Below are 24,261 nucleotides of genomic sequence, written 5' to 3'. Positions count from 1 at the left end.
AAGGTATGTAGATTATAAGACTACATAACGGCCTGCATGAAAGTTGTAAAAATAAAAAATGCAGGATTTTCACAAACCCTGCATTCCTTTTTCTTTACCTCTTTTTCCTCAAAAAAACAAAGAAAAAGAGGTTTACGATTAATCTATCATTTAACTTTTCTAAGAACTTGTTGCAAAGATACTACATTTTCTTGTAACACCAAACTTTTTCTCAGTTTTTTTTCAGTAAAAAGGGAAAATTAATCAAATACCCCCCCATTTTTATACTTTTTTGCAATATTCGGTCAAAAAACTAAGCAAAACGGCTCAATTTTATGACTATTCTGCTTTTTTCCTTGCTTGAACGTTTTGCTGTGTACGATAACGAAGAAGGCTGTGCCCGACAACAACTGAAGATATGTCCTGTAATATGTATTACTTTTTGTCAATACAGATGAAAGCAGCCATCAGTAATGATGACTGCTTTCATCTGTAATGATGCGGGCTATCCCTGCGTTCTGTTTCGGTATTCAGTAGGCACGATACCCGTTCCTTTCTTGAATACCTTCGAGAAATACTTAGGGTCGGTGAAACCTACTGCGAAGGCGATGCTGCTCAGTGTATTGTCTGTCTTGCGTAACATCTCGCATGCCTTCTTGATACGTATATGGCGAACGAAGTCTACCGGTGTCATTCCGGTTATTGCTTTCACCTTATTATATAGTACGCTTCGGCTCATACCGATTTCGTTCGAGATGTCATCAATCTTGAGTTCCGGGTTGCCTGCATTTTCAACAATAAACCTGAAGGCACGCATCATGGTTCTGTCCTGCATCTGTGCCGCTATCAATGCCAGCTCGCTGTTTGGATCGTCCGCTTCGTTCTCGGTACTAGTTTCAGCCTGGTTAAGAGCAGGCAGAGGAGCTGCTGCAGGCAGTATTCGCAGGGCTGCTATGGCATCTTTATCGCCAGTTTCCTTCAGTTTTCTGATGACATCCATCTGAATGTTGCGGCGCTGGGTGAGGATAGCCTCTATTCGGCCGAGCAGATAAGGGGTAGAGAATGGCTTGGTGATATAGGCATCAACACCTTCATCAAAACCTCGCTGCTGGTCTTCTACGCTTGCCTTGGCTGAGAGAATCATCACTGGGATGTTGTTGAGGGTGGTATCCTGCTTGATCTCGTGAATCATCGACAAACCATCCATCACAGGCATGGTAACGTCCGTGAGGATAAAGTCTGGTATCTCCTTGCGCGCCATCACTAAACCGGCCTTTCCGTTCTCTGAGAGCAGCACGTTATAGGTAGGCGAGAGGATACTGTAGAGGAACTTGCGCAGGTCGGCATTGTCTTCAACTACCAGTACCGTCTGGTCTTTGAGTTTCGTTTCTTCCTGTGCTTCTTTCTGTTCCTTGCCCATTTCTTCCAGGCGTTCAGTCTCTTCATCCTTTTCTTCTTTCTGTTTATTTACTTCTTCCAGATAGTCGGATGCATTGCGGTCGTCAATCTGTCCGTTCTCTTTCTCCCTTTCTGTCAGGTCGTAATCTTCCTCGCTCAGACCGCTGTTCGTACGGAAGTCTGCCTTGTTGCCGTATCTCTGAGCCTTGTCCAGCATTACCAGCATTTCGTTGGCATTGTCTATTACCATTCTCAGCAGTTCCTTGCCCTTTCGGGTGATACCCGGTTCGGTATCCAAAACGGTTTTTACCGGGGCTCCGATGAGCGTTAGAGGGGTTCTCAGACGGTTGGCAGCATCGTTGTAGAACTCGTTCTTCATCACGCTCATCTCGTGGGTTACGTTCTCGCGCTGGCGCTGGTTGTAGGTATAGAAGATTGCGCCTACGATACCGAAGAGCAGAAGCAGCATCAGAAATTTGCCCCAGATGCTCTCCCAGAAGGTAGGGCGCACTTCGATAGGCAGTTCTGCCACATACTTGCTCCATACACCGTGAGAGTTGGTGGCTCTCACCTTGAGTACGTAATCGCCATGACTGATACGGTTGAAGCCGATGATATTGCTGCTTCCGTTTGATATCCACACGCCTGGAGCTGTAAAACCATCTATGCGATAGAGATATCTGGTCTGATACTTACGCTGATAGTCGAGCGATGCGAAGTTGATGGTCAGATTTCGCTTGTTGGCAGGAATTACCACTTTATCCTTGTGCAGGATAGGTTCCGACTCCTTCTCTCCGCTATAATGGAGGGAACAGAAGATGACTTTAGGCTGGTAGTTGCTCTTCTTCAGCGTAGCCGGATTGAAGGTAATCAGTCCCATCGGGGTACCTACCGAGATGTTGTTGCTTGCCGGATCGTGGTAAGGACGGCTTTGCGAGAACGACATGTTGAAGTCGAAGTCGTTAGGTCCGAACACATTGCACTGGCCCGTTTTCGGGTTTACGCAGTCGATACTCGATTCTCTGATTACCCAGATTCTTCCCTGGTTGTCTTCTACCATGCCCTGTACGATGCCTTCGTTAACATCGATGGCATGGAAGTATTTCATCTTCAGGTTGTCTTGCAGGAGCGATTTGCTCACAATCTCTTCCATCAAACCGCCCTGTTGCGAGATATACATCTTGCCGCTGGTGTGCTCCATGATATTGTTCATATCGTTTGCAGCCAGACTAGTTGTATCGTTCGGTATGTAGTAGGTCTTGTGGTAATTGATCTTTCTTGCGTTTGTAAAGGCATCACTGAAGGTGATGAGACCATCTGTAGTTCCTACGAGAATGGTTCCCGTAGTGGTGCAGCAGATGCGGCGTATGCGGTCGTAGTGCTGTTTCTCCCAAGGCAGTCCGTTTCGTTTACTGATGAAGCTGATACTGCCGTCTGCCGCCTCGTTAACAAGTGCCAGCCCACCTCCGTAGGTACCTATCCAGATGCGTCCGGTGCGGTCGGCTACAATGTCTTGTATCTTGTCGAACGGCAGCGATGACGGGTTGTTGGCATCATAAACAAAGTGTCTTACCTGCATTTTATCTATCAGATAGACACCATTTCCGTTGGTTCCTATCCATGCTCTTCCCTTGATATCGAAGTGGATAGACATGATGCTCTTCTCGGCGAAGTTTACTTGCTGTGGCACAATCTGTCCGCTTGGCGACAGGTATCCGATGCTTTGGTAGGATGCGTTGAGCACCTGGATTATACCATTGTAATAACCAGCCCAGATATGTCCGTCTGGCGATGCATTCACCGAGAACACTTCGTCTTCGCCCACATCCAGCTTGTTGATAATGTAAGGGTGATATTTGAAGACTACCTGTGTCAGGTCGTGAGAGCCTGTCAGCCAGAGGATTCCCTGGTCTGAGAGTACATATTTCGTAATCTTCGGTATGCGGTAGTTGCCCGATGAATTGCTTCTCAGCAGATAAGGCACCAGTTTTCCTGCCTTGCGGTCAAAATAACTGAAGGTTCCTCCTCTTGGTACTACCCAGAGGGTCTTGTGTTCATCTTGTGTGATGAAATTGCTTTCGCAGGTTGTGCGGTCCATCGGGTCGTCCTGGTCGGCAAAGAGCCACTGTGTCTGTCCGGTCTTCGGATTGACAAGGGTTACTCCTATACCGTCTGTAAATGCCCATACCATACCGAAATCATCGATATAAATCTTCTTTACCTCTGCCAGAGGCTGACTCGGGCTCTGTACGTTGATGATATCAAACTTGAAGGTGCGCGGGTTGTAGATTACTACACCCAGGTTGGTTGCCATCAGAAGCTGGTAACCTGTATTTTTCAGTCCGTTGATACGGGTTACGCCTTCTGGCATTGGTATCATGGTGAGTCGGTTCTGCAGGTCATATTTTGCCAGTTTACCGTCTTCAGTTGCCAGGAACTCATCTTCTCCCACCCCTCTGAGCCATTTGAAAGGCAGTTTGCTTGGAATTTTCGAATGATATATGTATGCGCCTTTGTCGGTAAGCACCCATTCTCTTCCGTGTATATCTTGATGGATGTACCATACATTTCCGCTTCTGAGTCCCTTTTCTCCTACTTTGATGAGTTCTATGTTCCGCTCATCAAAGGTTTTTCCTATTGATCGGATGATGTATTTTCCATCTTCTGAAGTAAACCATGTAGCTCCGTTTTTCAATGGGTATACCTGGCTCACGCGCAGGTCGATGTTGAACAGTTCGTTGAATTTCTGTCCTACGGCAAAGAACCGGCAGAAGTGGGTATCGTATACGTAGAGTTTGTGGTCGTATGTGATACACCACACGTTGTTGTTATAGGATGGTTCTATTTTCAGTATACGGTTGGTTGACAGAACGTCAATATCATCCGGGTTGTCTCTGAAAGTATGAAACTTGTAGCCGTCATAGAACGACAGTCCGTTCCATGTACTGAACCACATGAGGTTGTCTTTACCTTGTTTGAGGTCTGAGATGGTATTGGCAGCGAGTCCGTCTGTGATAGAGAATTTTCTCACATCGCAGTAGGGTACAGCTGCCATCATGATGGTAGAGAGCAGTCCTAATAGGGTGATATATAATTTTCTTTTCATCATTTTTATTCGTATACGTTTATTAATCGCAACAAAGGTAGTGAAAATTATTGAGAATACGTATTTATCAGGTGTATTTTTTTATGTTTGCGCCTTAAAATCTTCCACTTTTCATAGAATAGGTGTAATATTTGGTTGTTATCTCCCTGCTTTTCTTTTGTTTAGCGTATGTTGTTTCGCTATTGGTTATTTCTGAATTTTCTTCATGTTTTTCTAAAGAATAGGGATTTCCCCCTCAGTTTGTATCCTTTTCCCCTTTGTGGTAGCCTGAAAAACCATTACCTTTGCATCGTGTTCAAGAAAGAATGCTGTTCTTCGAGAACTCAAAAGTATAGAAGATATAAGAATATAAATAACTTAACTGATAAATTGATATGAAAAAGTTTACTACTCTTCTCACAATGGCTTTCATCGCTTTGATGAGCATCTCATTCACCTCATGTGATGATGATTCTGATATCGCATACACCCTCGATGGTACATGGACGGGTAATATGTTTGTAAAATATGGTAATAACAAAGCTACTTACTCTGTAATCCGTTTCGACCAGAATGATGGCATCTATTCCGGTACAGGCTATTGGATCGATTATTATCGAGAAAATTACTGGCATGGCAACAATTATATCGCAAACCATATTCGTTGGACGGTACGCAACAGAAACATCTATATCACTCTTCTCGATGAGGGTAGCGATGTTGTGATTTACGATTATGCTCTGGGCGACCGCAAGTTCTCTGGATATGTAGATGCTGATAACGGAAATCGTGCTTATTTCGAGCTTAGTCGCGATTCTTACAACTGGCGCGATGATTATGACTGGGGTTACGATGATGGCTGGGGCTACAGCAAGCAGCATTCGGGCTTAGAGAACACTCAGATTGTTTCTCGCGGAGCTAAGGATTCTGTAGAGTATGTTAAGGTGGCAGATGATAATCAGAAGCCTGTTCGCCGCTTTGTAGTGAAGTAAGGCAATAAGGAATTTAGTTTGAAGAAAGGAAACAAGATATGAAAAAGTTTAATCGGATATGGATGTGGATGGCGATAGCTGCAGCATCTTTCTCATTCACCTCGTGTGATGATGACGATTACTGGTATGATGATTATTATTGGTATGATGACTATAATCATGGTGGATGGGGATGGAATCAGGGCGACTGGAACAACGGTTCTAACGGCTCTCAGGATGATGACCTGCTGTTGGAGGCTCAGACTCTTACAGGCGACTGGAGAGGCTCTGTGATGCTCTCAGAACTTGCTGAGGACGGTCAGTCTCGCAATAACTATAGTTTCAATGCCGAGATGACGTTCTATCAGGCGGGTGATAAGGTTAACTCGCTCAGTGGTAATGGTGTAGAAGTGGATTATGCCGATGATGGAAGCAATGAATCCCAGACTCTGAAGTTTACCTGGTATATCGATAATAATGGTGATATTTATATCCGTTATAATGATACGGGTGCTACCTATGTGATGGATGCAGGTGCTAAGCAGTATGGTTTCCATCTGGGGCAGGAAGATGGAAAGATTGTCGATACGTTCTATGGTTATATGATAGGAACAGGTAAGGCTAAGGGTGATGTGATGCAAATCGATCTGGAGCGTTACGATCCGAGTGGAGCCCGTAAGAAGACCCGTTCTGCTTCAACCGATTCCGTAGCTCCTAGCTTCGGTAAGGCTACCGGTAGGGCATTCATGCCACATGCAATCAAGAAGTTGCCAAGAAGATGATGATATAAACAAAAGAAAGAGGGTGTGTCATAAGTTTATGATTCACCCTCTTCTATTTGTTGAAAGAGATAGGATATGTTGCCGAAAGAGATAGGATATGTTGCTGGAAGAGATAGGATATGTTGTTGGAAGAGATAGGATATGTTGTTGAGACAGTCAGTATCTTCGGTCGCACAACAGCTGTTGTGCGCTTGCATAACAGCTGATATGCGCATGCACAACACCTGTTGTGCATGCGGTAGTCAACTGTTATACACCAACTATTATCCAGACTTACGACACACCCTCATTCTTTTTGTTTGTATATAGCCTGATTTATTTAAAGCCCCAGAGTTTCTTGATGACTTCTGCATCTACGTTTTCCACTTCCTTCTCGGTTTCATCAGGGAGATTACAGAAGAAGTCGATGCCGGTTTTGTCTTCCAGCGTCTTGATGTTTACGACATAGTTGCCGAGCATATCGCCCTTTTCAAATGCCTTGTCCTCGTGAGGGAACCAATAGCCGAAGGCATTATAGGTATACTGTTTTTGGCTCTTATTAAACTCCTTTTTCAGTACAGCTACAAAGAAATACTTTGGTATTGGGATATAGCCTGGCTTCTGGTTTTCGCTAGAAGCACCATTCTTCTTCCAACCCAGGAGATTACTCTCGCTGCCCACTGGGTCAATGGTACCGCCCTTCACGATGAAGAGGGTATCTGAGTCAATCTTTGGAGCCAGCTTGCGCAGCTCATTCTCCATGTAAAACCAGGTACCACGCTCGTTGAAATTGGCATATTGAGGCTGCATATTGGTCATGAAAAAAGTCTGTTTCTGCTGTGTCAGATTGAGTTTGCGGTCAGCAGAAGGGCAGATATGACCATGGTCAAAGCCTTGAGTTGTAGGAGTAGGGTCTTCTGTGAAATCTGTGATTCCCCATTGTTCTTTCAGATCCGTATCCCATGGATACTTGCGCTCGCCCTGACCAGGTTTCCATCTGTCAACGTTAGAAGCCGTGTTTCCTGTGTGGAAAGTGTAGCAGCTCCATCTCTGGCTCTTCATGTTGTCATCCCATTCTGTAGAATAGTTCAACATACCTGTTGTATTATCCATGTGAACGATGGCATAGCTGGTACCATTATTCTTGAGCTTTGGAAACTCCAGACCGCCGATAGCGTTTCTTACCACTTGTGGCATGTTGGCAGTAGCCACATTCTTGTTTGTGTTGTTCTTATCGGTTGATTCACCACTGGTATTGCCACCTGTGCTTCCACCACCCGTATTACCGCCATTTTCAGGATAATAGAACTGTAGGGTATCGTCTGTGCCGCAGGCAGAGAACGTCATCGCAGCAACGAGCGCGAAGATAAAAAACTTAGTATGCTTCATAATTCTCGATAATGTTTTGAAGTTAAAGATTAAGTACTTTCTATATAAAAATGTATGTAGAAATCGATTGCATGAGGATTTGTAGTGAGAGAAAAAAAGTGCATTCCTACGTATATGCAACTACGCTGGAATGCACTCAGTATCTTTGCGATAATAAATATATCCTTATAAAAAAGGTATATTATTACTTCTTCAATTTGCCGTAACGGTTCATGAAGCGGTCTACGCGACCCGCTGTATCAACGAGCTTGCTCTTACCTGTGTAGAATGGGTGAGATGTGCTAGAGATTTCAATCTTAACAACTGGATAAGTCTCGCCTTCGAACTCAACAGTGTCATTAGTCTTGCATGTAGACTGAGAGAGGAACATATCGCCGTTAGACATATCCTTGAATACTACAGGACGATAATTCTCTGGATGAATACCTTTTTTCATTTTTCTTTTTTATTTTTATTGGGTTATTAAAATTAGACGTCATGGGGATGCTTGTTGCATCATTTCGTGTCCCTTATCGGGGCATGCCCATTATAGCCTGTTATCAATTTCAGGCTGCAAAGTTACGCTTTTTTCCTGAAACCACCAAATATTTCTTCTTCTTTTTAAGAAATATTTTAGAAATGAGCATAATACGTAGGTTCGCGTTTCCTCCTGCCAACTATGTTTTCGAGGGATAAGAAAAAGAAATATCCCCATCGCCTCTGTTTGTGTAGAGGACGATGGGGATCAGTATTTTTTCTAATACATAATATCTACTAGGGGAATTACTTTGCGTATACGATTTCCATCTTGGCAATACGGAGCTGAACGCCACCGCCTGTACCGCTGAATGTATTTGTATAGGTTGCTGTATTTCCTGAGAATACTACAGTAGCAGTTTCGTTACCTACAGCATTCCAGTTCTTGTTTGTATCGTATGTGCATGTAAAGATAATCTTTGCGATAGGCTTGCTGGCTGTGAAAGTCATCTTGTTGTTTGCATAGATACGCAACTCATTAAACTTTGAGTTGTAAGCAGGAGCGTTTGTACCACTGTTCTTGTCAAATGCGATAACTGTGCCGTCAGACAATTTGATCTCTGTAGGAGTAGCATCAGGTTTCAATGCGCTGACGTCATCAATCTTAAGGCTTTCGCCGGCTGTTACACCGCTATTAGCCAACGTTACGGTCAGGCCGTTGATGGTAATGCCGTCTTTTGTAGCAGGAGTATCAGGCTTTGATGGAGTGTCTGGAGTTCCTCCTGTAGCCTCTTTCACTGAGAGATTCTTTACTTCCCATGTTCCAGATGAAGCTGCGCAGGCATAGTGGAGAGCGATAACAACATTCTTCTTGCCCTTGAAGGCTGAGAGATCGTGCTTGTAGGTTTCCCAGGTCACCCAGTCTGTGCCTTCTTTCATTGTGCCTGTAATGTCTTCCCATTTGGTTGTAGCTGGGTCACCGGTGTAATTGTCTGTGATGAGAACCTGATTCTTTACTCCCTCAACGGCTGCACCATTTTTTGTAACATAGCGGAGAATGTAAGAGAACTCCAATGTCGCGCTTTTGGATGCAGAGAGGTCGATAGCCTTAGAAACAATGTAGCTTTCAGATGGAGTTGTTGTCTTAGAGGTATAATCGTAACCTGTAGCCTTTGCGTAGCCGTAAGAGTCGATGACCCATGCTGTACCCTTGATGGTCTTGGCTGTGAAAGAACCGAAGCTCTTGCTGAAGGTTTCGTTGATGTAACCGTCAGCTGGAGTATCAGGGGTTGTAGACCCACTTGTTGGTTTACCATTGAGAGATACAAGATAGTTACCTGTATCATATTCGTTGGTTCCGTTGTAGTTCTTAGCCTTACCGCAGATAACAACCTCATCGCCTGGCTTCAGAGCATCTTCGCCTGAAAACTTTGTGCGATTTGGACCAGCATAGCCATTGTAAACATAGAATTGGTTAGCCGTAGTACCATCATCAGAAATATAATACTTCAAACTACCAAAACTGGCATCAAAGCTGCCTGCCTTAACTGATACCACCTTACCCTTGGTGTAAACTTCCTGATCTGCGCTACCGCCATCTTCGATATACTTAATGATACCGGCAATGTTGAATGGGTCTGCAGCAGTACCTGTACCCTTAGCCTCTGCTGTGGTTCCTGGACCAGCAGGCTGAGTAGGCTGTGTATAAGGTTCTGGCACATCCTCGCAGCTGCTGAATGTGAAGGCAGCCATAGCCGCCATCAAAACTGAAAATATATACTTTTTCATATTATTGTCTTTTTAAATATTGTTACTATTTTGATAATCAGTAATTACTTGATAGAGATGAGATTGCCACCCTTAATCTCCTTGGTGCCGTTATAATCAAGCAGGGTGCCTGATACAACAACCTTCTTGCCCGGTACAAGGATTTTCTTGGTTTCCTCTGTCCACTTTGCACCATCGATGTTGAAGCAACGGAATACCTCGAGAGTCTTGCCTTCTGTATCCTTACCGTCGTCAGAGATAACGAATGTACCGTTACCATACGTGCCTGTATCTACATCTTTCACCTTTACGATGATACCGGTAGCATAAACCTTAGCATCGCCTGCTGTACCGGCATTGATCTTCTCCAGTGCCTGAGCCACAGTGTAAGGCTTCTCCAATGTACCGCCTGTTTCTGATGCCTTCAGGTCATCCGTGCTGCGAAGCACAATCTGCCAGGTGTTATTGTAACGGGTGAAGATACCGGTGATATCGAATACACCCTTTGGAACCACCTCGTTGGCAAACTTAGAATAACCCGAGTTGCGCACTACCAGATTGCTGCTGCTGATCTTCTTGCCCGTTTCGGCATCAATCAGTTCCAGACTCGTATTGGTATCATCTGGCGCCCATACGTTAGTACCGTTGGCAGAGGCAAACTTCACCTTCTTCAGGGTCATCAGCTTGCCCACGTTAGCATCCATATAGGCTGCATCAGTAAGCTTTGTCAGGTCAAACTCCTCTGGCACTACCGTGGTTGCATCAGCCTCGCCAGGGTTCAGAATCTTGAAGTGCTGGTTCCATACGGCACGCTCTATCTTGCCCATACCCAGACTTCCGTCTGAGAGCTTGGTATTCACACCGCCAATCTGAGGCAACTTCTTGTAACTTCCGATATAGAGACCCTTCAGGTTTACGAGAATCTCCTGACCAACAGGAAGATAACCCGACAGGCCACTTCCGTTGATGGCAATGATGATAGCGCCGGATGCATCCTGTACGCTCACCTGGTTGTAGATATTGCCACTGACATCATTGCCCGTCACTACCGCCTTGATCATCATATCTTTCTCAATCTGCTTGTAGCCATTGTCGCTGTTGATAATCGTAGCAAACTGGGTCTTCAAATCTGCTATGCTGATCACATTCTTCTCCCTCAGGCTGTTGTTGCCCCATGGAGATGCAGGCACCTTCTCGGTCAGGTCTGGGTCAGCATAACCGTCGCCCATACACGACCCCAGAGTCAGTGCCAGGAATGCCAATGCTATGAATTTTATCTTTTTCATTGTTCTTTCTTTTTATTGTTATAGAGAAACGGGATTGCTCCCTGTTCTTTATGTTAAAGAGAAACTGCTCTTTAGAATCTGTAAGATACCTGGAACATGCCGTTGGTACCCCAGGTGTAATACTTCTTAGGATTCTTAGAGAACTGGTAGAGGCGTGGATTCTTCACGTTGCCGTTAGCATCCAGTGTATAGCTTGAACGTGAGTTCTGCTCATATCCGCCTGTTACGATAGTCTGGTTGTTCAGCAGGTTGGTAATCATGAGGTTGAAGTTGAGAGAACCCTTCTTCAGTCTCACGCTCTTGCCTATGCTCAGGTCAACCATCCATCCTCCGTGACCTTTCTCCTGGGCTACAGCATCCTCAGTCCAGCTCATACCGTCGAGTGTAGTAGGAGCAAAGATTTCAGGGAATGCCTTGTAGGCAGCCTGGCGGTTGGTCAGCACCTTCTCATATCTGTAGCTTGGAGAATAAGAGAGGTAGATGCGGTCGTAGTAGTTGGCATTGAGGTTGACGAACCATCCGTTTACGTGGGCATCGAGACCGATGCTTCCCACTGTGAGCGGTGTGCCACTCTCGCGCATATTCATCACGTAAGCCTTGTCCTGGTAAACCTCAGCACTCTTTGAGAGCATGTATACGGCGTTTACATTGTTGATGTTCTTCGCCTCGCTCATAGCGCCCAGAGTCTTCAGGTCGAGCCATGAAGTGAGCTTGAACTTAGCGCCCACCTCTACACCATAGTATTCCTTCTTCAGTCCGGTCATGCTCACGTAGGTGAATGAATTCTCATCATCGTTGTAGAAGTTCTGCCATTCCGTAACGTTCTCCAGTCGGCTGTAGTAACCGCTCACGTTGGCACTCAGCCATGCGTTGCGATACAGGTAGCTGAATTCTGAGCTGAAGATGCGCTCGTTCTTGAGGTTGGTCACGAAGTCGTTGCTGATTTCAGGCGAGATGAAGGCTGTGCTTGCCATCGGCGCACGCAGCTCATATCCGGCTCCGATGCTGAAGGCATGACCTCTGCCCATATCCACGTTCAGACTTCCCTTTACGCCACCGTCCAGGAAGTTGGCTGTGCCGCTCTTGCCCTGACTGTTGTTCGGTGCCATACCGTTGCGCATGTAGCCGCGGCGGTTCATGCCGGTATATCCGATACGTCCGCTCAGCATCGCCTTCATGTTGTAGAATTCGGCTGTATAGGTGCTCCATGCATTTGCCTTGTTTACGTCGATGCGATAGTCGTAACCGAACTTGTCGCCCTCGTAAACCAGCTTGCCTGTGTTGTTAGGGCCGGCTGTGTTCAGGTCGTACTGTACACGTGGGTCGGTCTTAGGATAATCGCCCAGGGCATAGGTGTTGATGTTGTGGAAGATGGCACCGCCCAGCATGTCTTCCAGTGTCTGATAGTGCTGGTTGGTGCTCTTTCCGAGCATGATACCCGTAGCCAGGTTCGATTTCTTGGTCAGCTTGGTGTTCAGAACGGACGAGAGGGTCAGGGTCAGGTTGTCGTTGTGCTTAGCCTGAACATAGTAGAGCAGATCCTGTCCGTTCTTGGCAGCCTGCTGGTTGGCATAGTACAGGCGGTCCCAGTTGATCTGTCGGTTCTGCTTGCTTGCCTGCCAGTAGTTTACGGCGTTGTTCCAGTTTTCCCAGGTATACATGTTGTTGCCGTTCTTGTAGTCGCCCCATACATAGTAGTTGGCTGATGGCATGTTCTTCCAGTAGTCTGGCTGTGGATTCTCTGCGTTGTTGTAGTTGAGCTTGGTGCTCTTGTACATAGAGTATTTTCCGAACACCGATGTGGTGAGCTTCATCTGGTCGTTGATTTCCCAGTCCCATGTAGCGATAGCCGAAGGGGCAAAGTCGTTCACTACGCGTGAGTTTCTCTTGTGTCCGTTCTGGTATCCCCAGTATGGGTTATACTGGTAGTCGTTTGCCAGCCAGTAAGCCTCGTCGGTAGATGCTCCCTGGGTGCTTCTTTCTGTCGGGTTACCCCATGTGGAGAAGCTCAGCGAGTGGCCGTTCATCCACTTCTTCTGTACACCGAAGAAATAGGAGAGGGCGTTGTAGATGGTTCCCTCTACGTATCCCTGGTTAGCCCAACGGTAGGTGAGACCGGCTGTAATGGCCCATCCCTTTTCGTTGAATCCGCTGGAGTAGGAGTAGAGTCCGCGCAGGGTATAGTTGCGGTTGGCAACACCTACGCTTGCATACTGTCCTTCCTGCATGCTTCCGGCACGGAAATCATAGTTGTTGGAGCCTGCCATGCCCGTCATCGAATAGCCGTTGGCTTCGAAAGGCAGGGCGAAGTCTACGTTTCTGGAGAATCGGTTCAAACCGCCGATGTTGGAGAAACGGAACTGTCCGGTCTCCATATCGTTCATGGAAGCACCGTTGATATAGACATCGTTGTACTTCTGGTTGAAGGCACGGTAGCGGAAACGTGCTGGCGAGAACAGGTAACCTGCCTGGCTCGCGTATACGTTGCTGGTAGAATTGAGAATGGTGACATTGGATGACATGTCATCGTCCTCGCCCAACTGTGCCTCGGAGAAGGTGAAAGCATTCTCGTCAAGTCCCTGTGCTACGTTCTGGTCAGTCTTTTCGTTCTGAGCCATAGCCAATGAACACGAGAAGAGCGCTAACATTGCTAAGTTTACTTTCTTCTGCATAGTTTATATGTATTAAGTATTAATAAACCGGCAACAGCAGTCTCTTTGAGCAGTGATGATATATGTCCCGCTAGGTCTTGTTTAGGCGATAAGGGGACTTACCGTGGTCCCTGGTCTTGTGTCTTCTGTTCCGATTCAATGTGTTTAATGCTGCAAAGTAACAAAAAGTTTTTTGAAAAATGAATTTATTTATGTTAAAAATGCATGAAAACTGAAAAAATATTCGTTTTTATGGGGATATTTCCGTTTTTTTTAGGTATCTTTGCTGCCTATTACCTCACCGCGTTAAGGTGAACATATATATTATATATAATAAGGTAAACATTAATAATTACTATTAGTATGAGGAAACATTTGCTCTTGTTGGCTGCCCTCCTCATGATTGGGCTGGGCGCTACGGCACAGAAAAAGAAGTCGCAGACTTCAGGCAACAGGCAGTTTCAAGTGTATGCTGTAGGTTTCTACAATCAGGAGAACCTCTTCGATACCTGCCATGATGCCGGTAAGAATGATTACGAGTATCTCCCTGCTAAGGGATGGAATGGTATGAAATATACCAATAAACTCAAGAATATGTCGCGCGCACTTGCCGATATGGGTACCGATGTGCTGCCTAACGTGGGCTGTGCCTTCATCGGTCTGGCTGAGGTTGAGAATGCCAACGTGCTGAAAGATCTCACCGCGCAGCCGCCTCTCAAGGCACGTAACATGCAGTTCTGCCATATCGAGGGTCCCGATAAGCGAGGCATCGATTGTGCGCTGCTCTATAATCCGGCACTCTTCACGGTGAAGAACACCCGATTGGTGCCTTACGTACAGGAACTCGCCAAGGATTCAGCCTACAAGACCCGTGGTTTCCTCACCGTACGTGGTGAGCTGGCGGGCGAGGATGTGGCGGTTATCGTATGCCACTGGCCAAGCCGTTTCTCCGTTTCGTTCTATCGCGAGAGCGGAGCACGCCAGACTAAGGCTGTAAAAGACAGTTTGCTGAAGTTGAACCCGACGATGAAGGTGTTCGTGATGGGCGATATGAACGATGATCCTACCGACGCCAGCATGCACAAGGTGCTGAAGGCGAAAGCTGAAATCAGCGAGGTAGGTGCCGATGATATGTACAATCCATGGTACAACATCCTGGCTAAGGAGGGCAAGGGAACCCTGTTCTACAGCGGTTCATGGAATCTCTTCGACCAGATTGTCATCACGCCTAATCTCCTGAACAGGGATAGTAAGAACAAGGACTACAGTTCTCTGAAGTTCTGGAAGAACCACATCTTCCGCCGCGATTACCTCATCCAGCAGGAAGGTCAGTACAAGGGTGCTCCTTTGCGTACCAAGGCAGGTGGCAGATGGCTTAACGGCTACAGCGATCACCTGCCGGTAGTGATGTACCTGGTGAAGGAAAAGAAGTAGAAAATGGTAGAGAATCATCCTTTTGAGCCGTGGCTGCCCGATAATGCGCGGCTGCTGATGCTCGGCACGTTTCCGCCTGCAGAAAAGCGGTGGTGCATGCCCTGGTATTATCCTAACTTCCAGAATGATATGTGGAGGATATTCGGGATTATCTACTTCCAGGATAAGTTCCATTTCGTGGATGTAGAGAAGAAGACCTACCGCCTCGATGCTATTAAGGAATTTCTCAGGGAGAAGGGCGTCGCCATCTATGATACCGCACAGCAGGTGATACGCACCAAGAATACGGCATCCGATAAGGACCTGCAGATCGTGCAGCCCGCCGATCTCGACGGCATGCTCCGCCAGCTGCCCCATTGCAGGGCGGTGCTCACAGCCGGCCAGCTTGCCACGAAGGTATTTTCAGAACACTTCGGCATCAAGGAAAAGCCTGAGATGGGAGGTTATGCAGAATTCCAGTTCGAGGGCCGCAGACTCCGTCTGTACCGCATGCCCTCCAGTTCCCGTGCCTATCCTATGGCAGTGGAGAAGAAGGCTGAATTTTACCGCAAGATGTTTGATGAAATCTTATAGAAAAGAAGAAAGAATATGAAAGATAAAGTGACCGTTATTGGCATTGCGGGAGGTACAGGCTCCGGCAAGACTACTGTGGTGAAGAAACTCGTAGAAGTGCTGCCGCCTCATTATGTGGCTGTGGTGCCCCTCGATTCATATTATAACGATACCTCGCAGATGACCGAGGAAGAACGTCATCAGATCAACTTCGACCACCCGTCGGCATTCGATTGGAAGCTTTTGCACCAGCAGCTCGCTGATCTGCGTGCTGGCAAGGCGATAGAGCAACCCACCTATAGTTATATCAAATGCAACCGTGAACCGGAAACGGTTCACGTTGACCCCAAACCGGTTGTGATCATCGAAGGCATCATGACGCTGGTGGACAAGAAGTTGAGAGACCTGATGGACCTGAAGGTGTTCGTGGATACCGATGCTGATGAGCGCCTGATACGCAACATTCAGCGTGATACCATCGACAGGGGTCGCACCGTATCGATGGTGGTAGACCGATACCTCAAGGTCCTGAAGCCGATGCACGAGCAGTTTATCGAACCCACCAAGCGCTATGCTGACATCATCATTCCGCAGGGTGGCGAAAACCTCAAGGGCATCGGTATCCTCTGCAAGTATGTAGAGGGACTGATAGAGAAATAAAAATATTTTTGCTCAAGCATTGCATTTCTATTGCAAAATAAAGATTTTTAGGAATAGAATAGGGCGGGCTTCTTCGTAAGAAGAGGTCCGTCCGAGTGTTTTATGGGGCTGTTATTTCTTAGCACTAAAAAACGTGCACACCATAAAGAATGGCATGCACGTTCCGATTACATATCTAATAAAAAATTATTCCTCTTCCTCCTTCTCAAAGGCCTCTACGAAAGGCTGGTGGAAACCCTGGAAGATGCGGAGATACTCGGCTCGCACCTCATCACTCTCCTCAAAAAGATTCAACTCGCCACGCTTGTGAGCCTTCAGCATACTGCTGTAACGGCGAATCTTACGCTTGTAGTTCCTTGCCATCAACGCATCTGCCTGAACAGGATTCTGACTGACATACGAAAAGGCACAAAGCTGCTTCATGAACATGTCGAACACCGGATTGTCATGACTCCAGTCGTCCTCACTCAGCCAGAACCACTGGAAATGATACTTCTGCTCCAGTGCCATCAGATGCTGCCCCAGCTCGTCAATCTCCATGCCCTTCTGCATCTGCTCCTCAGCAAAAGCTACCAGAGATGCCGCATCTACATTCAACTCAACCTCGTGAGACAGCGTGGTGCCCTCAATCTGAATGCGCCAACGGTGATTCCTGTTCTTGATGAGCGCAGAATTCGTGTTCATCAGCAACTCTGAAAGCTTGCCCTCGGTAGGAATCTGATCTACTACCGAAAGACGGTCGCGCTGGTTGCGAACCACCAGCTGATGGTCCTCATGGCGCAATACACACATGTAAACCAGCCTGTTGCTGTCGAGCTGAAGGGTGAAACGGTCGTTGTTGTCATCGCCCACAAATTCGTAGGTGTAGTCATCTACCTTATCCTGCGGAATGCTCAGCTCGCCATGCACCTTGTTGCCCTCGGCATCGTAGAGCGAGAAACCGATGTAAGGAATCTGAAGACGGAGGACAACCGGATTGCCGCCGTCCTCAGGAATCAGGGTAACAGCCAGTCCGTCATCGCCGAAATCATCCTTGCGGCATACGAATCCGTCATCCGTCTTCTCAGCCTTCTCCACCTTCACCTCGCCGTGGCGCCACCAGAAATCGAAGGTGATGGTCTGGTCGTCCTCAGCGGCTACACGGATGAAATCCTCGATGTCCTGACCCAGGTAAATCACCTTGGCAGGCTCAATCTCCTCATCGTCATCGCCCAGCGCGCGCACCCACATCTCGCCCGGAACAGGATCATCTTCCCATTCGGCATCAGCAGGGGCTGCAGTAGATTTGAAAACGAGGAAAACCATTCTTTCTTCTTCCCTCGTGCCATCTTCGCGGCACGTGAAGCACTTCGCCTCCTTAGGGATGAAGAATGGGGTTAACAGGTACGGGTTTTTGCATAATGCGGTATACTCTACCTCGGTCCATGCCGGGAGAGCGTGTGTATTTGTCTTGTCTGTCATATTCTCTTGTTGCATATAATTCTTGAGTTGGTCCTATTCTTTTCATCATCCGGCGTGTGTGGCAGGACGAGGGGGATGTTGATCCCAAAAAACGGTTGCAAAGGTAATGCAAAATCGAGACACTACAAAATATATCACCTATTTTTTTAATTATTTTACGATTCAATATTTGGTGCTTCCAAAAAATAGTTGTAGTTTTGCATCTGAAATAATGAATAGAAAGATGAAAGTCAAGACAATACTCACACTGGCGCTAGCCGCCACAACCCTCGCAGCATGTCACAGGGGAAAGAAACCACCACGTATGGACAATTCGAAACTCGCCATCAGCCTCTCGAAACCGGCAAAGGGCGACAGGGCTATCTACGGACTTGCCTGCCTGGGCTGCTCGGATACCGCGCTGGTGCTGCTGCCCAACGGAGGCGGCGACCCCGTAAGATACAACATTCTGGATGCCACTCGCAACCATCAGGTGTTTGGAGATATAGAGGTGGGCGACTGGGTTTGCGTGATGCCATGCGAGGAGAAGGATGAGAAGAACCGTGCCGACATGGTGATAGACCTGGATCAACTGAAGGCCACCTGGACCTATCCGGTGATGCCGAAGCTGCGCGATGTATCGCATCTGAGCAAGCGCCAGCAGGCGAGAATCCTTGCCAATATGCCCGACAGCATCGTAGAAACCTATATGGTGCCGCGCCAGTATGGCTTCACCCTGAAGCGCATGAGCGAGGCGATGGCCGTGGGCAGGGTGATGATAAACAAAGATGTGGACGACGATAGCCCGGTAGAATATCCTGCCGTGCCTCAGTATACGGAATGGCATGCCTATAATGGTAAGCTGATTCTGGTGCAGGGCCACCGCGAGCTGGATGGCGTGGTGCTCAATGAGAAGACGAAGCGCGATACCTTCACCTTTGTATATATGAAGGGCGACAGTCTGGCTCTCTCTGATCGTGAGGGCCGCATCCAGGGTTTCCACCGTTCGCTCAATGCGATGAAGGCCAACGCCAAGGCCCATGCTGCAGCCGAGAAGCTGAACAGCAAGATGAAGAAGGAAATATTGAAGTAAATTACATAATAAATATAAAAAAAGAGGCGAATAGGACGATTTCTCAATTTTTTTGTCTAATTTTGCACCTTGGAATTTAATTCATACATCGAATATAAAGAAAAAGAACAAGAATAATGAAGAAGAAAATTCAGTTCAGTCTCGTTTATCGAGACATGTGGCAGAGCTCTGGTAAGTTCCAGCCACGCAAGGATCAGTTGGCTAAAATTGCCCCAGTTATCATCGAAATGGGATGCTTTAGCCGTGTAGAGACTAACGGCGGTGCCTTCGAACAGGTTAACCTCCTGGCAGGTGAAAACCCTAACGATGCCGTACGCGCATTCTGCAAACCTTTCAACGAGGTGGGTATCAAGACTCACATGCTCGACCGCGGATTGAACGCTCTTCGTATGTATCCTGTGCCTGACGACGTGCGCGCCCTTATGTATAAGGTAAAGGCTAAGCAGGGTACCAACATCACACGTATTTTCGACGGACTGAACGATGTGCGCAACATCATTCCTTCTATCAAGTGGGCTAAGGAGGGTGGCATGACTCCACAGTGTGCACTCTGTATCACCAACTCTCCTGTTCATACCCTGGAATATTACATGAACATCGCCGACCAGCTCATCGCTGCCGGTGCAGAGGAAATCTGTTTGAAGGATATGGCAGGTATCGGCCAGCCAGCATTCCTCGGCAAGCTCACCAAGATGATTAAGGACAAGTATCCACAGATCATCATCCAGTATCACGGCCACTCAGGTCCTGGTCTCTCTATGGCTTCTATCCTCGAGGTCTGCAACAATGGTGCCGACATCATCGATACAGCCATCGAGCCATTGTCATGGGGTAAGGTTCACCCAGACGTAATCTCAGTTATCAGCATGCTGAAGAACGAGGGCTTCGAGGTGCCTGAAATCAACATGAGCGCTTATATGAAGGCTCGTGCTATGACTCAGGAGTTCATCGACGAGTGGCTCGGCTACTTCATCAACCCAGGTAACAAGATCATGTCTTCATTGTTGCTCGGTTGCGGTCTCCCTGGCGGTATGATGGGAAGTATGATGGCAGACCTCGGCGGTATGCGCCAGACCATCAACAACATCCGCAAGAAGAAGGGTGAGGAAGAGTTGTCTATGGACGACCTGCTCATCAAGCTCTTCGACGAGGTAGAGTATGTATGGCCACGCGTAGGTTATCCTCCATTGGTAACCCCATTCAGCCAGTATGTAAAGAACATCTCACTGATGAACCTCCTCACCATGGAGCAGGGCAAGGGTCGCTTCGTAATGATGGACGACTCTATGTGGGGTATGATTCTCGGTAAGAGCGGTAAGATTCCTGGAACTATCGACCCAGAACTCGTAGAGCTCGCCAAGAAGCAGGGCCGCGAGTTTACAGATGTTGATGCACACACATTGCTCACCAACGCCCTCGACGACTTCAAGAAGGAGATGGACGAGAACGGTTGGGATTACGGTCAGGACGACGAGGAACTCTTCGAGCTCGCTATGCACCCAGAGCAGTATCGCAACTACAAGAGCGGACAGGCAAAGAAGAACTTCCTGGCCGACCTTCAGAAGGCAAAGGATGCCAAGCTCGGTACAACCCTTACTCCTGCACAGCTTGCAGAGTTCAAGCACGCCAAGGCAGATGCCATCGTAGCACCAGTAGCCGGCCAGCTCTTCTGGGAATTCCAGGGCGAGGGCGAGTGCCAGCCAGCTGTAGAGCCATACATCGGCAAGGAATATAAAGAAGGTGATGCCTTCTGCTATATCCAGGCTCCTTGGGGCGAGTTTGAAACCATCCCAGCTGCATTGGGCGGCAAGCTCGTAGAAATCAATGCCAAGCAGGGCAGCAAGGTGCGCAAGGGCGATGTTATCGCTTACATCGAGCGCGATGCTGAGTAAATATAATAGAAATGAATTATCAAGCTATTATTGATAAGTATTATCCTGAGGATAATGAGCTTCGGCATATCCTCATCACACATAGCCAATCTGTAGCGCGAAAAGCGCTACAGATTGTTTCGTATCATCCCGAATTGCAACTCGATGCCCAGTTTATCGAAGAAGCAGCTATGCTCCACGACCTCGGCATCTTCATGACTGATGCCCCAGGCATACAGTGTTTCGGCTCGCAGCCCTACATCTGCCATGGACGACTGGGAGCAGAAATCCTGCGCAAGGAAGGATATGAGCGACATGCCCGCGTATGTGAGCGCCATACCGGTGCAGGCATCACAGAGGCACAGATCATAGCACAGAACCTGCCCCTGCCACATCAGGATTTCCTGCCGGAAACCATGGAGGAGAAGGTGATTTGCTACGCTGATAAATTCTTCAGCAAAACTCACCTCGACCGGGAAAAAACAATTGAGAAAGCAGAAAAAAGTCTCATGAAGTTCGGAGAGGAAGGAGTAAAACGCTTCCAGCAATGGGAACGCATGTTTGAATAGAATTCTAATTTATTGAATGAGAAAACAATCGACGATAGCTATGCTGCTGCTCGCTGCCATCTCGTGTATGATGGTGGCTAATCCGGGTATGCCCGATTCGAAAAAGAAAAAGAAGAAGGAGAAGACGGAAACCGTGGACAGCGTGGGTGACAGTGTGTTCGTAGACTCGCTGGGCAACGAAATAAAGCCCAAGCTGAAACAGGCTGACGACACCACGCAGATGGACTCGCTGCAGAAAGCTATATGGAAACATAATAAAGTGGTGGATGACAGTATCCGCCTCGACAGTATCGCCAGAAAGAAACAGGGTGGAGTAGACGCACCGGTTAACTATCAGGCGGACGACTCTCTCGTATACGATGCCAAGAACAAGGTGGCATATCTCTACGGAAACTCCAACGTGAAGTATACCAACATGGACCTCAGTTCCGACCGCATCTCCATGGATATGGACAAGAGCAACGTGAAGGCGATGGGTACACCCGACAGTACGGCGGAGGGAGGCATCAAGGGCAAACCTGTCTTCAAGATGGGTAGCGATACCTATGATACCGACACCATCAAATTCAACTTCAAGAGCAAGAAGGCCCTTATTAATAATGTATATACAGAACAGCAAGACGGATTCCTGACCGGTATGAAGTCGAAACGCGACTCATCGGGAGTCATCTATCTGCAGCACGGAAGGTATACCACCTGCGATGATCCGCATCCCGACTTCTACATCTCGCTCTCCCGAGCCAAGGTAAGGCCGGGCAAGGATGTGGTATTCGGACCAGCCTATCTCGTGGTGTGTGATGTGCCTATGCCGCTTGCCATCCCTTACGGCTTCTTCCCGTTCACCAAGAGCTACAGCAGCGGTTTCATCATGCCAACCTACGGTGATGAAACGGCACGAGGATTCTATCTCAGAGATGGCGGATATTATTTCGCCATGAACGATAAATGGGACTTGAAGCTGCTGGGCGAGATTTATACCAAGGGATCGTGGGGACTCTCGGCAGCCAGCAACTACCGAAAGAGATACAAATATTCGGGTTCCTTCTTCTTCAGTTACCAGGATACAAAGAACGGCGACAAGGGAATGCCAGACTTTACCGAGCAGGAGAGCTTCAAACTGCAATGGAGCCACCGCCAGGACAGCAAGGCAAACCCATACAGTTCACTTTCGGCAAGTGTGAACTTCGCCACATCGAGCTACGAACGCAACAACCTCAATTCGCTCTACAATCCGCAGACGATGACGCAGAGTACGCGAACCTCATCTGTTAACTGGAGCACCTCGTTCTCAAGCATCGGTATGACGCTCAGTTCCACCGCCAACCTCTCGCAGAACATGCGCGATTCATCCATCGCCATGACGCTGCCCGACCTCAACATCAGCATCTCCCGCTTCTATCCGTTCAGAAGAAAGAAGATGGTGGGCGATGAGAAATGGTACGAGAAGATAGCCATGAGCTATACGGGACACATCTCTAACAGCATCAATACTAAAGAGGATAAGCTGATGCACAGTTCACTCATCAAGGACTGGCGCAACGGATGGCAGCATCAGATACCGGTGAGCGCTACATTCACGCTCTTCAAATATCTCAACGTGAACCCATCGTTCAATTTCACCGACCGTATGTATACCAACAAGGTGGAGAGATCATGGGATGAAGCCAGCCAAACGGAGAAATGTGATACCATCTACGGTTTCAACAACGTGTATAACTGGAACATGAGCGTAGGTCTCTCTACCAAACTCTATGGTTTCTACATACCAAACCGCAAACTCTTCGGAGATAAGATACAGGCTGTGCGCCACGTGTTTACGCCTACGGTGAGCTTCAGTTATGCCCCAGACTTCGGAGCTTCACGCTACGGCTACTGGGACACCTACCAGAAGACCGATGCCGACGGAAACGTATCGCTGGTGAGCTACTCGAAGTATGCCAATGCCCTCTACGGTGCGCCGGGCAAGGGTAAGAGCGGTAATATCTCGTTTACCCTGGGCAACAACATCGAGATGAAGGTGAAGAGCGATAAGGACTCTACCGGATACAAGAAACTCAGTATCATCGATGCGTTCGACATCAACATGAGTTACAATACCGCAGCCAAGGTTCGCCCTTGGAGCGATATGAATATCAACCTCAGACTGAAGTGGTGGAAGAACTATACCTTCAACATGAACGCTGTGTTTGCCACCTATGCCTACGAGCTGGACGACCAGAACAATGTTTATGTGGGTACCCATACGGAGTGGGGCAAGGGCAGGTTCGGACGATTCCAGGGTATGTCGCAGAACTTCTCGTTCACACTGAACCCGGAGAAGCTGAAGAAACTCTTTGGCGGGGGCGATGATGAGGACGACAAGAAGGACAGCCAGCGCAATGATGATGACGATGAAGGTCTGGATACCGACATCGAGAGCAACGTAGACGACAGCATGGAGAAGGGTAAGACGGCAGCCAAGAAGGGCGGCAAGGCTGAAACGGATTCAGATGGTTATATGGCGTTTAAGATGCCATGGTCGCTGACCTTCGGTTATGGTGTAACGATGCGCGAGGATACGCGAAGAGAGAAGTTCAATGAGAAGACGATGCGCTATGCATACAAGTTTACCCAGACTCTGAACATGAGTGGTAACGTAAGAATCAGTGATGGCTGGAACATCAGTTTCTCATCCGGTTATGATTTTGACAACCACAAGATCAGTATGACCACCGCCAGTCTGGCTCGTGATCTTCACTGTTTTAACATGAGCTGTTCTGTGGTTCTCGCTCCATATACGAGCTACAACTTCACCTTCCGTTGTAACGCAGCCACCCTGACAGATGCGCTGAAATACGACAAGCGCAGCGGTTATTCGAACGCTGTACAATGGTACTAGATGATAGTTTATAGTTAATAG

General features: G+C 47.6%; 16 protein-coding genes. 9 read left to right on the top strand and 7 right to left on the bottom strand.

Annotated features, from left to right (window positions below; all coding sequences use genetic code 11):
• Positions 1-484: 484 nt before the first annotated feature.
• Positions 485-4,483, bottom strand: a complete 3,999-nt coding sequence (locus ONT18_RS07985; RefSeq protein WP_264904815.1) for a helix-turn-helix domain-containing protein — start codon at positions 4,481-4,483, stop codon at positions 485-487.
• A 374-nt stretch (positions 4,484-4,857) separates the two neighbouring features.
• On the opposite strand from ONT18_RS07985, the gene ONT18_RS07980 reads away from it, so the two are divergent.
• Together ONT18_RS07980 and ONT18_RS07975 are read left to right on the top strand one after the other, a co-directional pair.
• Complete coding sequence (locus tag ONT18_RS07980) at positions 4,858-5,454, top strand: hepatitis A virus cellular receptor 1 (protein ID WP_153086367.1); 597 nt, start codon at positions 4,858-4,860, stop codon at positions 5,452-5,454.
• A gap of 38 nt (positions 5,455-5,492) precedes the next feature.
• The gene (locus ONT18_RS07975) at positions 5,493-6,215 is read left to right on the top strand and encodes a hypothetical protein (protein ID WP_264904813.1); all 723 of its coding nucleotides are present in this window, start codon (positions 5,493-5,495) and stop codon (positions 6,213-6,215) included.
• 315 nt (positions 6,216-6,530) lie between these two features.
• On the opposite strand, the gene ONT18_RS07970 is transcribed toward ONT18_RS07975, so the two are convergent.
• The 5 genes from ONT18_RS07970 to ONT18_RS07950 form a co-directional block, all read right to left on the bottom strand.
• On the bottom strand, positions 6,531-7,583 hold the full coding sequence (locus ONT18_RS07970; RefSeq protein WP_264904811.1) for a DNA/RNA non-specific endonuclease: 1,053 nt from the start codon (positions 7,581-7,583) through the stop codon (positions 6,531-6,533).
• 184 nt (positions 7,584-7,767) lie between these two features.
• Entirely contained in the window at positions 7,768-8,019 is a 252-nt protein-coding gene (locus ONT18_RS07965) for a type B 50S ribosomal protein L31 (protein ID WP_006847266.1), read from the bottom strand.
• A 326-nt stretch (positions 8,020-8,345) separates the two neighbouring features.
• Positions 8,346-9,827, bottom strand: coding sequence for a hypothetical protein (locus ONT18_RS07960; RefSeq protein ID WP_151201792.1), 1,482 nt, complete (start codon positions 9,825-9,827; stop codon positions 8,346-8,348).
• 44 nt (positions 9,828-9,871) lie between these two features.
• Complete coding sequence (locus tag ONT18_RS07955) at positions 9,872-11,092, bottom strand: DUF5689 domain-containing protein (protein ID WP_264904808.1); 1,221 nt, start codon at positions 11,090-11,092, stop codon at positions 9,872-9,874.
• A gap of 71 nt (positions 11,093-11,163) precedes the next feature.
• Entirely contained in the window at positions 11,164-13,764 is a 2,601-nt protein-coding gene (locus ONT18_RS07950; RefSeq protein ID WP_200758338.1) for a TonB-dependent receptor, read from the bottom strand.
• A gap of 342 nt (positions 13,765-14,106) precedes the next feature.
• On the opposite strand from ONT18_RS07950, the gene ONT18_RS07945 reads away from it, so the two are divergent.
• Genes ONT18_RS07945 through udk form a run of 3 tightly spaced genes read left to right on the top strand, consistent with a single transcriptional unit; the run spans position 14,107 to position 16,389 of the window.
• On the top strand, positions 14,107-15,177 hold the full coding sequence (locus ONT18_RS07945) for an endonuclease/exonuclease/phosphatase family protein (protein ID WP_264904806.1): 1,071 nt from the start codon (positions 14,107-14,109) through the stop codon (positions 15,175-15,177).
• 3 nt (positions 15,178-15,180) lie between these two features.
• Positions 15,181-15,750: a uracil-DNA glycosylase family protein gene (locus ONT18_RS07940; RefSeq protein WP_119229566.1), complete on the top strand. Its 570-nt coding sequence runs from the start codon at positions 15,181-15,183 to the stop codon at positions 15,748-15,750.
• Positions 15,751-15,765: 15 nt separating this feature from the next.
• Entirely contained in the window at positions 15,766-16,389 is a 624-nt protein-coding gene (gene udk, locus ONT18_RS07935) for a uridine kinase (protein ID WP_117691549.1), read from the top strand.
• Between the two features lie 186 nt (positions 16,390-16,575).
• On the opposite strand, the gene ONT18_RS07930 is transcribed toward udk, so the two are convergent.
• Positions 16,576-17,850, bottom strand: coding sequence for a hypothetical protein (locus ONT18_RS07930; protein ID WP_118253976.1), 1,275 nt, complete (start codon positions 17,848-17,850; stop codon positions 16,576-16,578).
• A 223-nt stretch (positions 17,851-18,073) separates the two neighbouring features.
• On the opposite strand from ONT18_RS07930, the gene ONT18_RS07925 reads away from it, so the two are divergent.
• The 4 genes from ONT18_RS07925 (at position 18,074) to ONT18_RS07910 (ending at position 24,240) form a co-directional block, all read left to right on the top strand.
• Positions 18,074-18,922: a hypothetical protein gene (locus ONT18_RS07925; RefSeq protein ID WP_259299639.1), complete on the top strand. Its 849-nt coding sequence runs from the start codon at positions 18,074-18,076 to the stop codon at positions 18,920-18,922.
• A 116-nt stretch (positions 18,923-19,038) separates the two neighbouring features.
• On the top strand, positions 19,039-20,814 hold the full coding sequence (locus tag ONT18_RS07920; protein WP_118253979.1) for a biotin/lipoyl-binding protein: 1,776 nt from the start codon (positions 19,039-19,041) through the stop codon (positions 20,812-20,814).
• An 11-nt stretch (positions 20,815-20,825) separates the two neighbouring features.
• Positions 20,826-21,362: an HDIG domain-containing metalloprotein gene (locus ONT18_RS07915; protein ID WP_006847274.1), complete on the top strand. Its 537-nt coding sequence runs from the start codon at positions 20,826-20,828 to the stop codon at positions 21,360-21,362.
• Positions 21,363-21,378: 16 nt separating this feature from the next.
• Positions 21,379-24,240 (top strand): putative LPS assembly protein LptD, encoded by a 2,862-nt coding sequence (locus tag ONT18_RS07910; RefSeq protein WP_264904805.1) that lies wholly within the window; start codon positions 21,379-21,381, stop codon positions 24,238-24,240.
• Positions 24,241-24,261 lie beyond the last annotated feature (21 nt).

Source organism: Segatella copri, from assembly GCF_026015295.1.
GTDB lineage: Bacteria > Bacteroidota > Bacteroidia > Bacteroidales > Bacteroidaceae > Prevotella > Prevotella copri_C.
The sequence above is the reverse complement of the archived record's forward strand: the minus strand, read 5'-3'. Positions and strand labels throughout refer to the sequence as shown.

Bases quoted from the DNA above. Each gene is read 5' to 3' on its own strand.
- ONT18_RS07985 (WP_264904815.1), bottom strand. From the start codon at position 4,483: ATGAAAAGAAAATTATATATCACCCTATTAGGACTGCTCTCTACCATC.
- ONT18_RS07980 (WP_153086367.1), top strand. From the start codon at position 4,858: ATGAAAAAGTTTACTACTCTTCTCACAATGGCTTTCATCGCTTTGATG.
- ONT18_RS07975 (WP_264904813.1), top strand. From the start codon at position 5,493: ATGAAAAAGTTTAATCGGATATGGATGTGGATGGCGATAGCTGCAGCA.
- ONT18_RS07970 (WP_264904811.1), bottom strand. From the start codon at position 7,583: ATGAAGCATACTAAGTTTTTTATCTTCGCGCTCGTTGCTGCGATGACG.
- ONT18_RS07965 (WP_006847266.1), bottom strand. From the start codon at position 8,019: ATGAAAAAAGGTATTCATCCAGAGAATTATCGTCCTGTAGTATTCAAG.
- ONT18_RS07960 (WP_151201792.1), bottom strand. From the start codon at position 9,827: ATGAAAAAGTATATATTTTCAGTTTTGATGGCGGCTATGGCTGCCTTC.
- ONT18_RS07955 (WP_264904808.1), bottom strand. From the start codon at position 11,092: ATGAAAAAGATAAAATTCATAGCATTGGCATTCCTGGCACTGACTCTG.
- ONT18_RS07950 (WP_200758338.1), bottom strand. From the start codon at position 13,764: ATGCAGAAGAAAGTAAACTTAGCAATGTTAGCGCTCTTCTCGTGTTCA.
- ONT18_RS07945 (WP_264904806.1), top strand. From the start codon at position 14,107: ATGAGGAAACATTTGCTCTTGTTGGCTGCCCTCCTCATGATTGGGCTG.
- ONT18_RS07940 (WP_119229566.1), top strand. From the start codon at position 15,181: ATGGTAGAGAATCATCCTTTTGAGCCGTGGCTGCCCGATAATGCGCGG.
- udk (WP_117691549.1), top strand. From the start codon at position 15,766: ATGAAAGATAAAGTGACCGTTATTGGCATTGCGGGAGGTACAGGCTCC.
- ONT18_RS07930 (WP_118253976.1), bottom strand. From the start codon at position 17,850: ATGACAGACAAGACAAATACACACGCTCTCCCGGCATGGACCGAGGTA.
- ONT18_RS07925 (WP_259299639.1), top strand. From the start codon at position 18,074: ATGAAAGTCAAGACAATACTCACACTGGCGCTAGCCGCCACAACCCTC.
- ONT18_RS07920 (WP_118253979.1), top strand. From the start codon at position 19,039: ATGAAGAAGAAAATTCAGTTCAGTCTCGTTTATCGAGACATGTGGCAG.
- ONT18_RS07915 (WP_006847274.1), top strand. From the start codon at position 20,826: ATGAATTATCAAGCTATTATTGATAAGTATTATCCTGAGGATAATGAG.
- ONT18_RS07910 (WP_264904805.1), top strand. From the start codon at position 21,379: ATGAGAAAACAATCGACGATAGCTATGCTGCTGCTCGCTGCCATCTCG.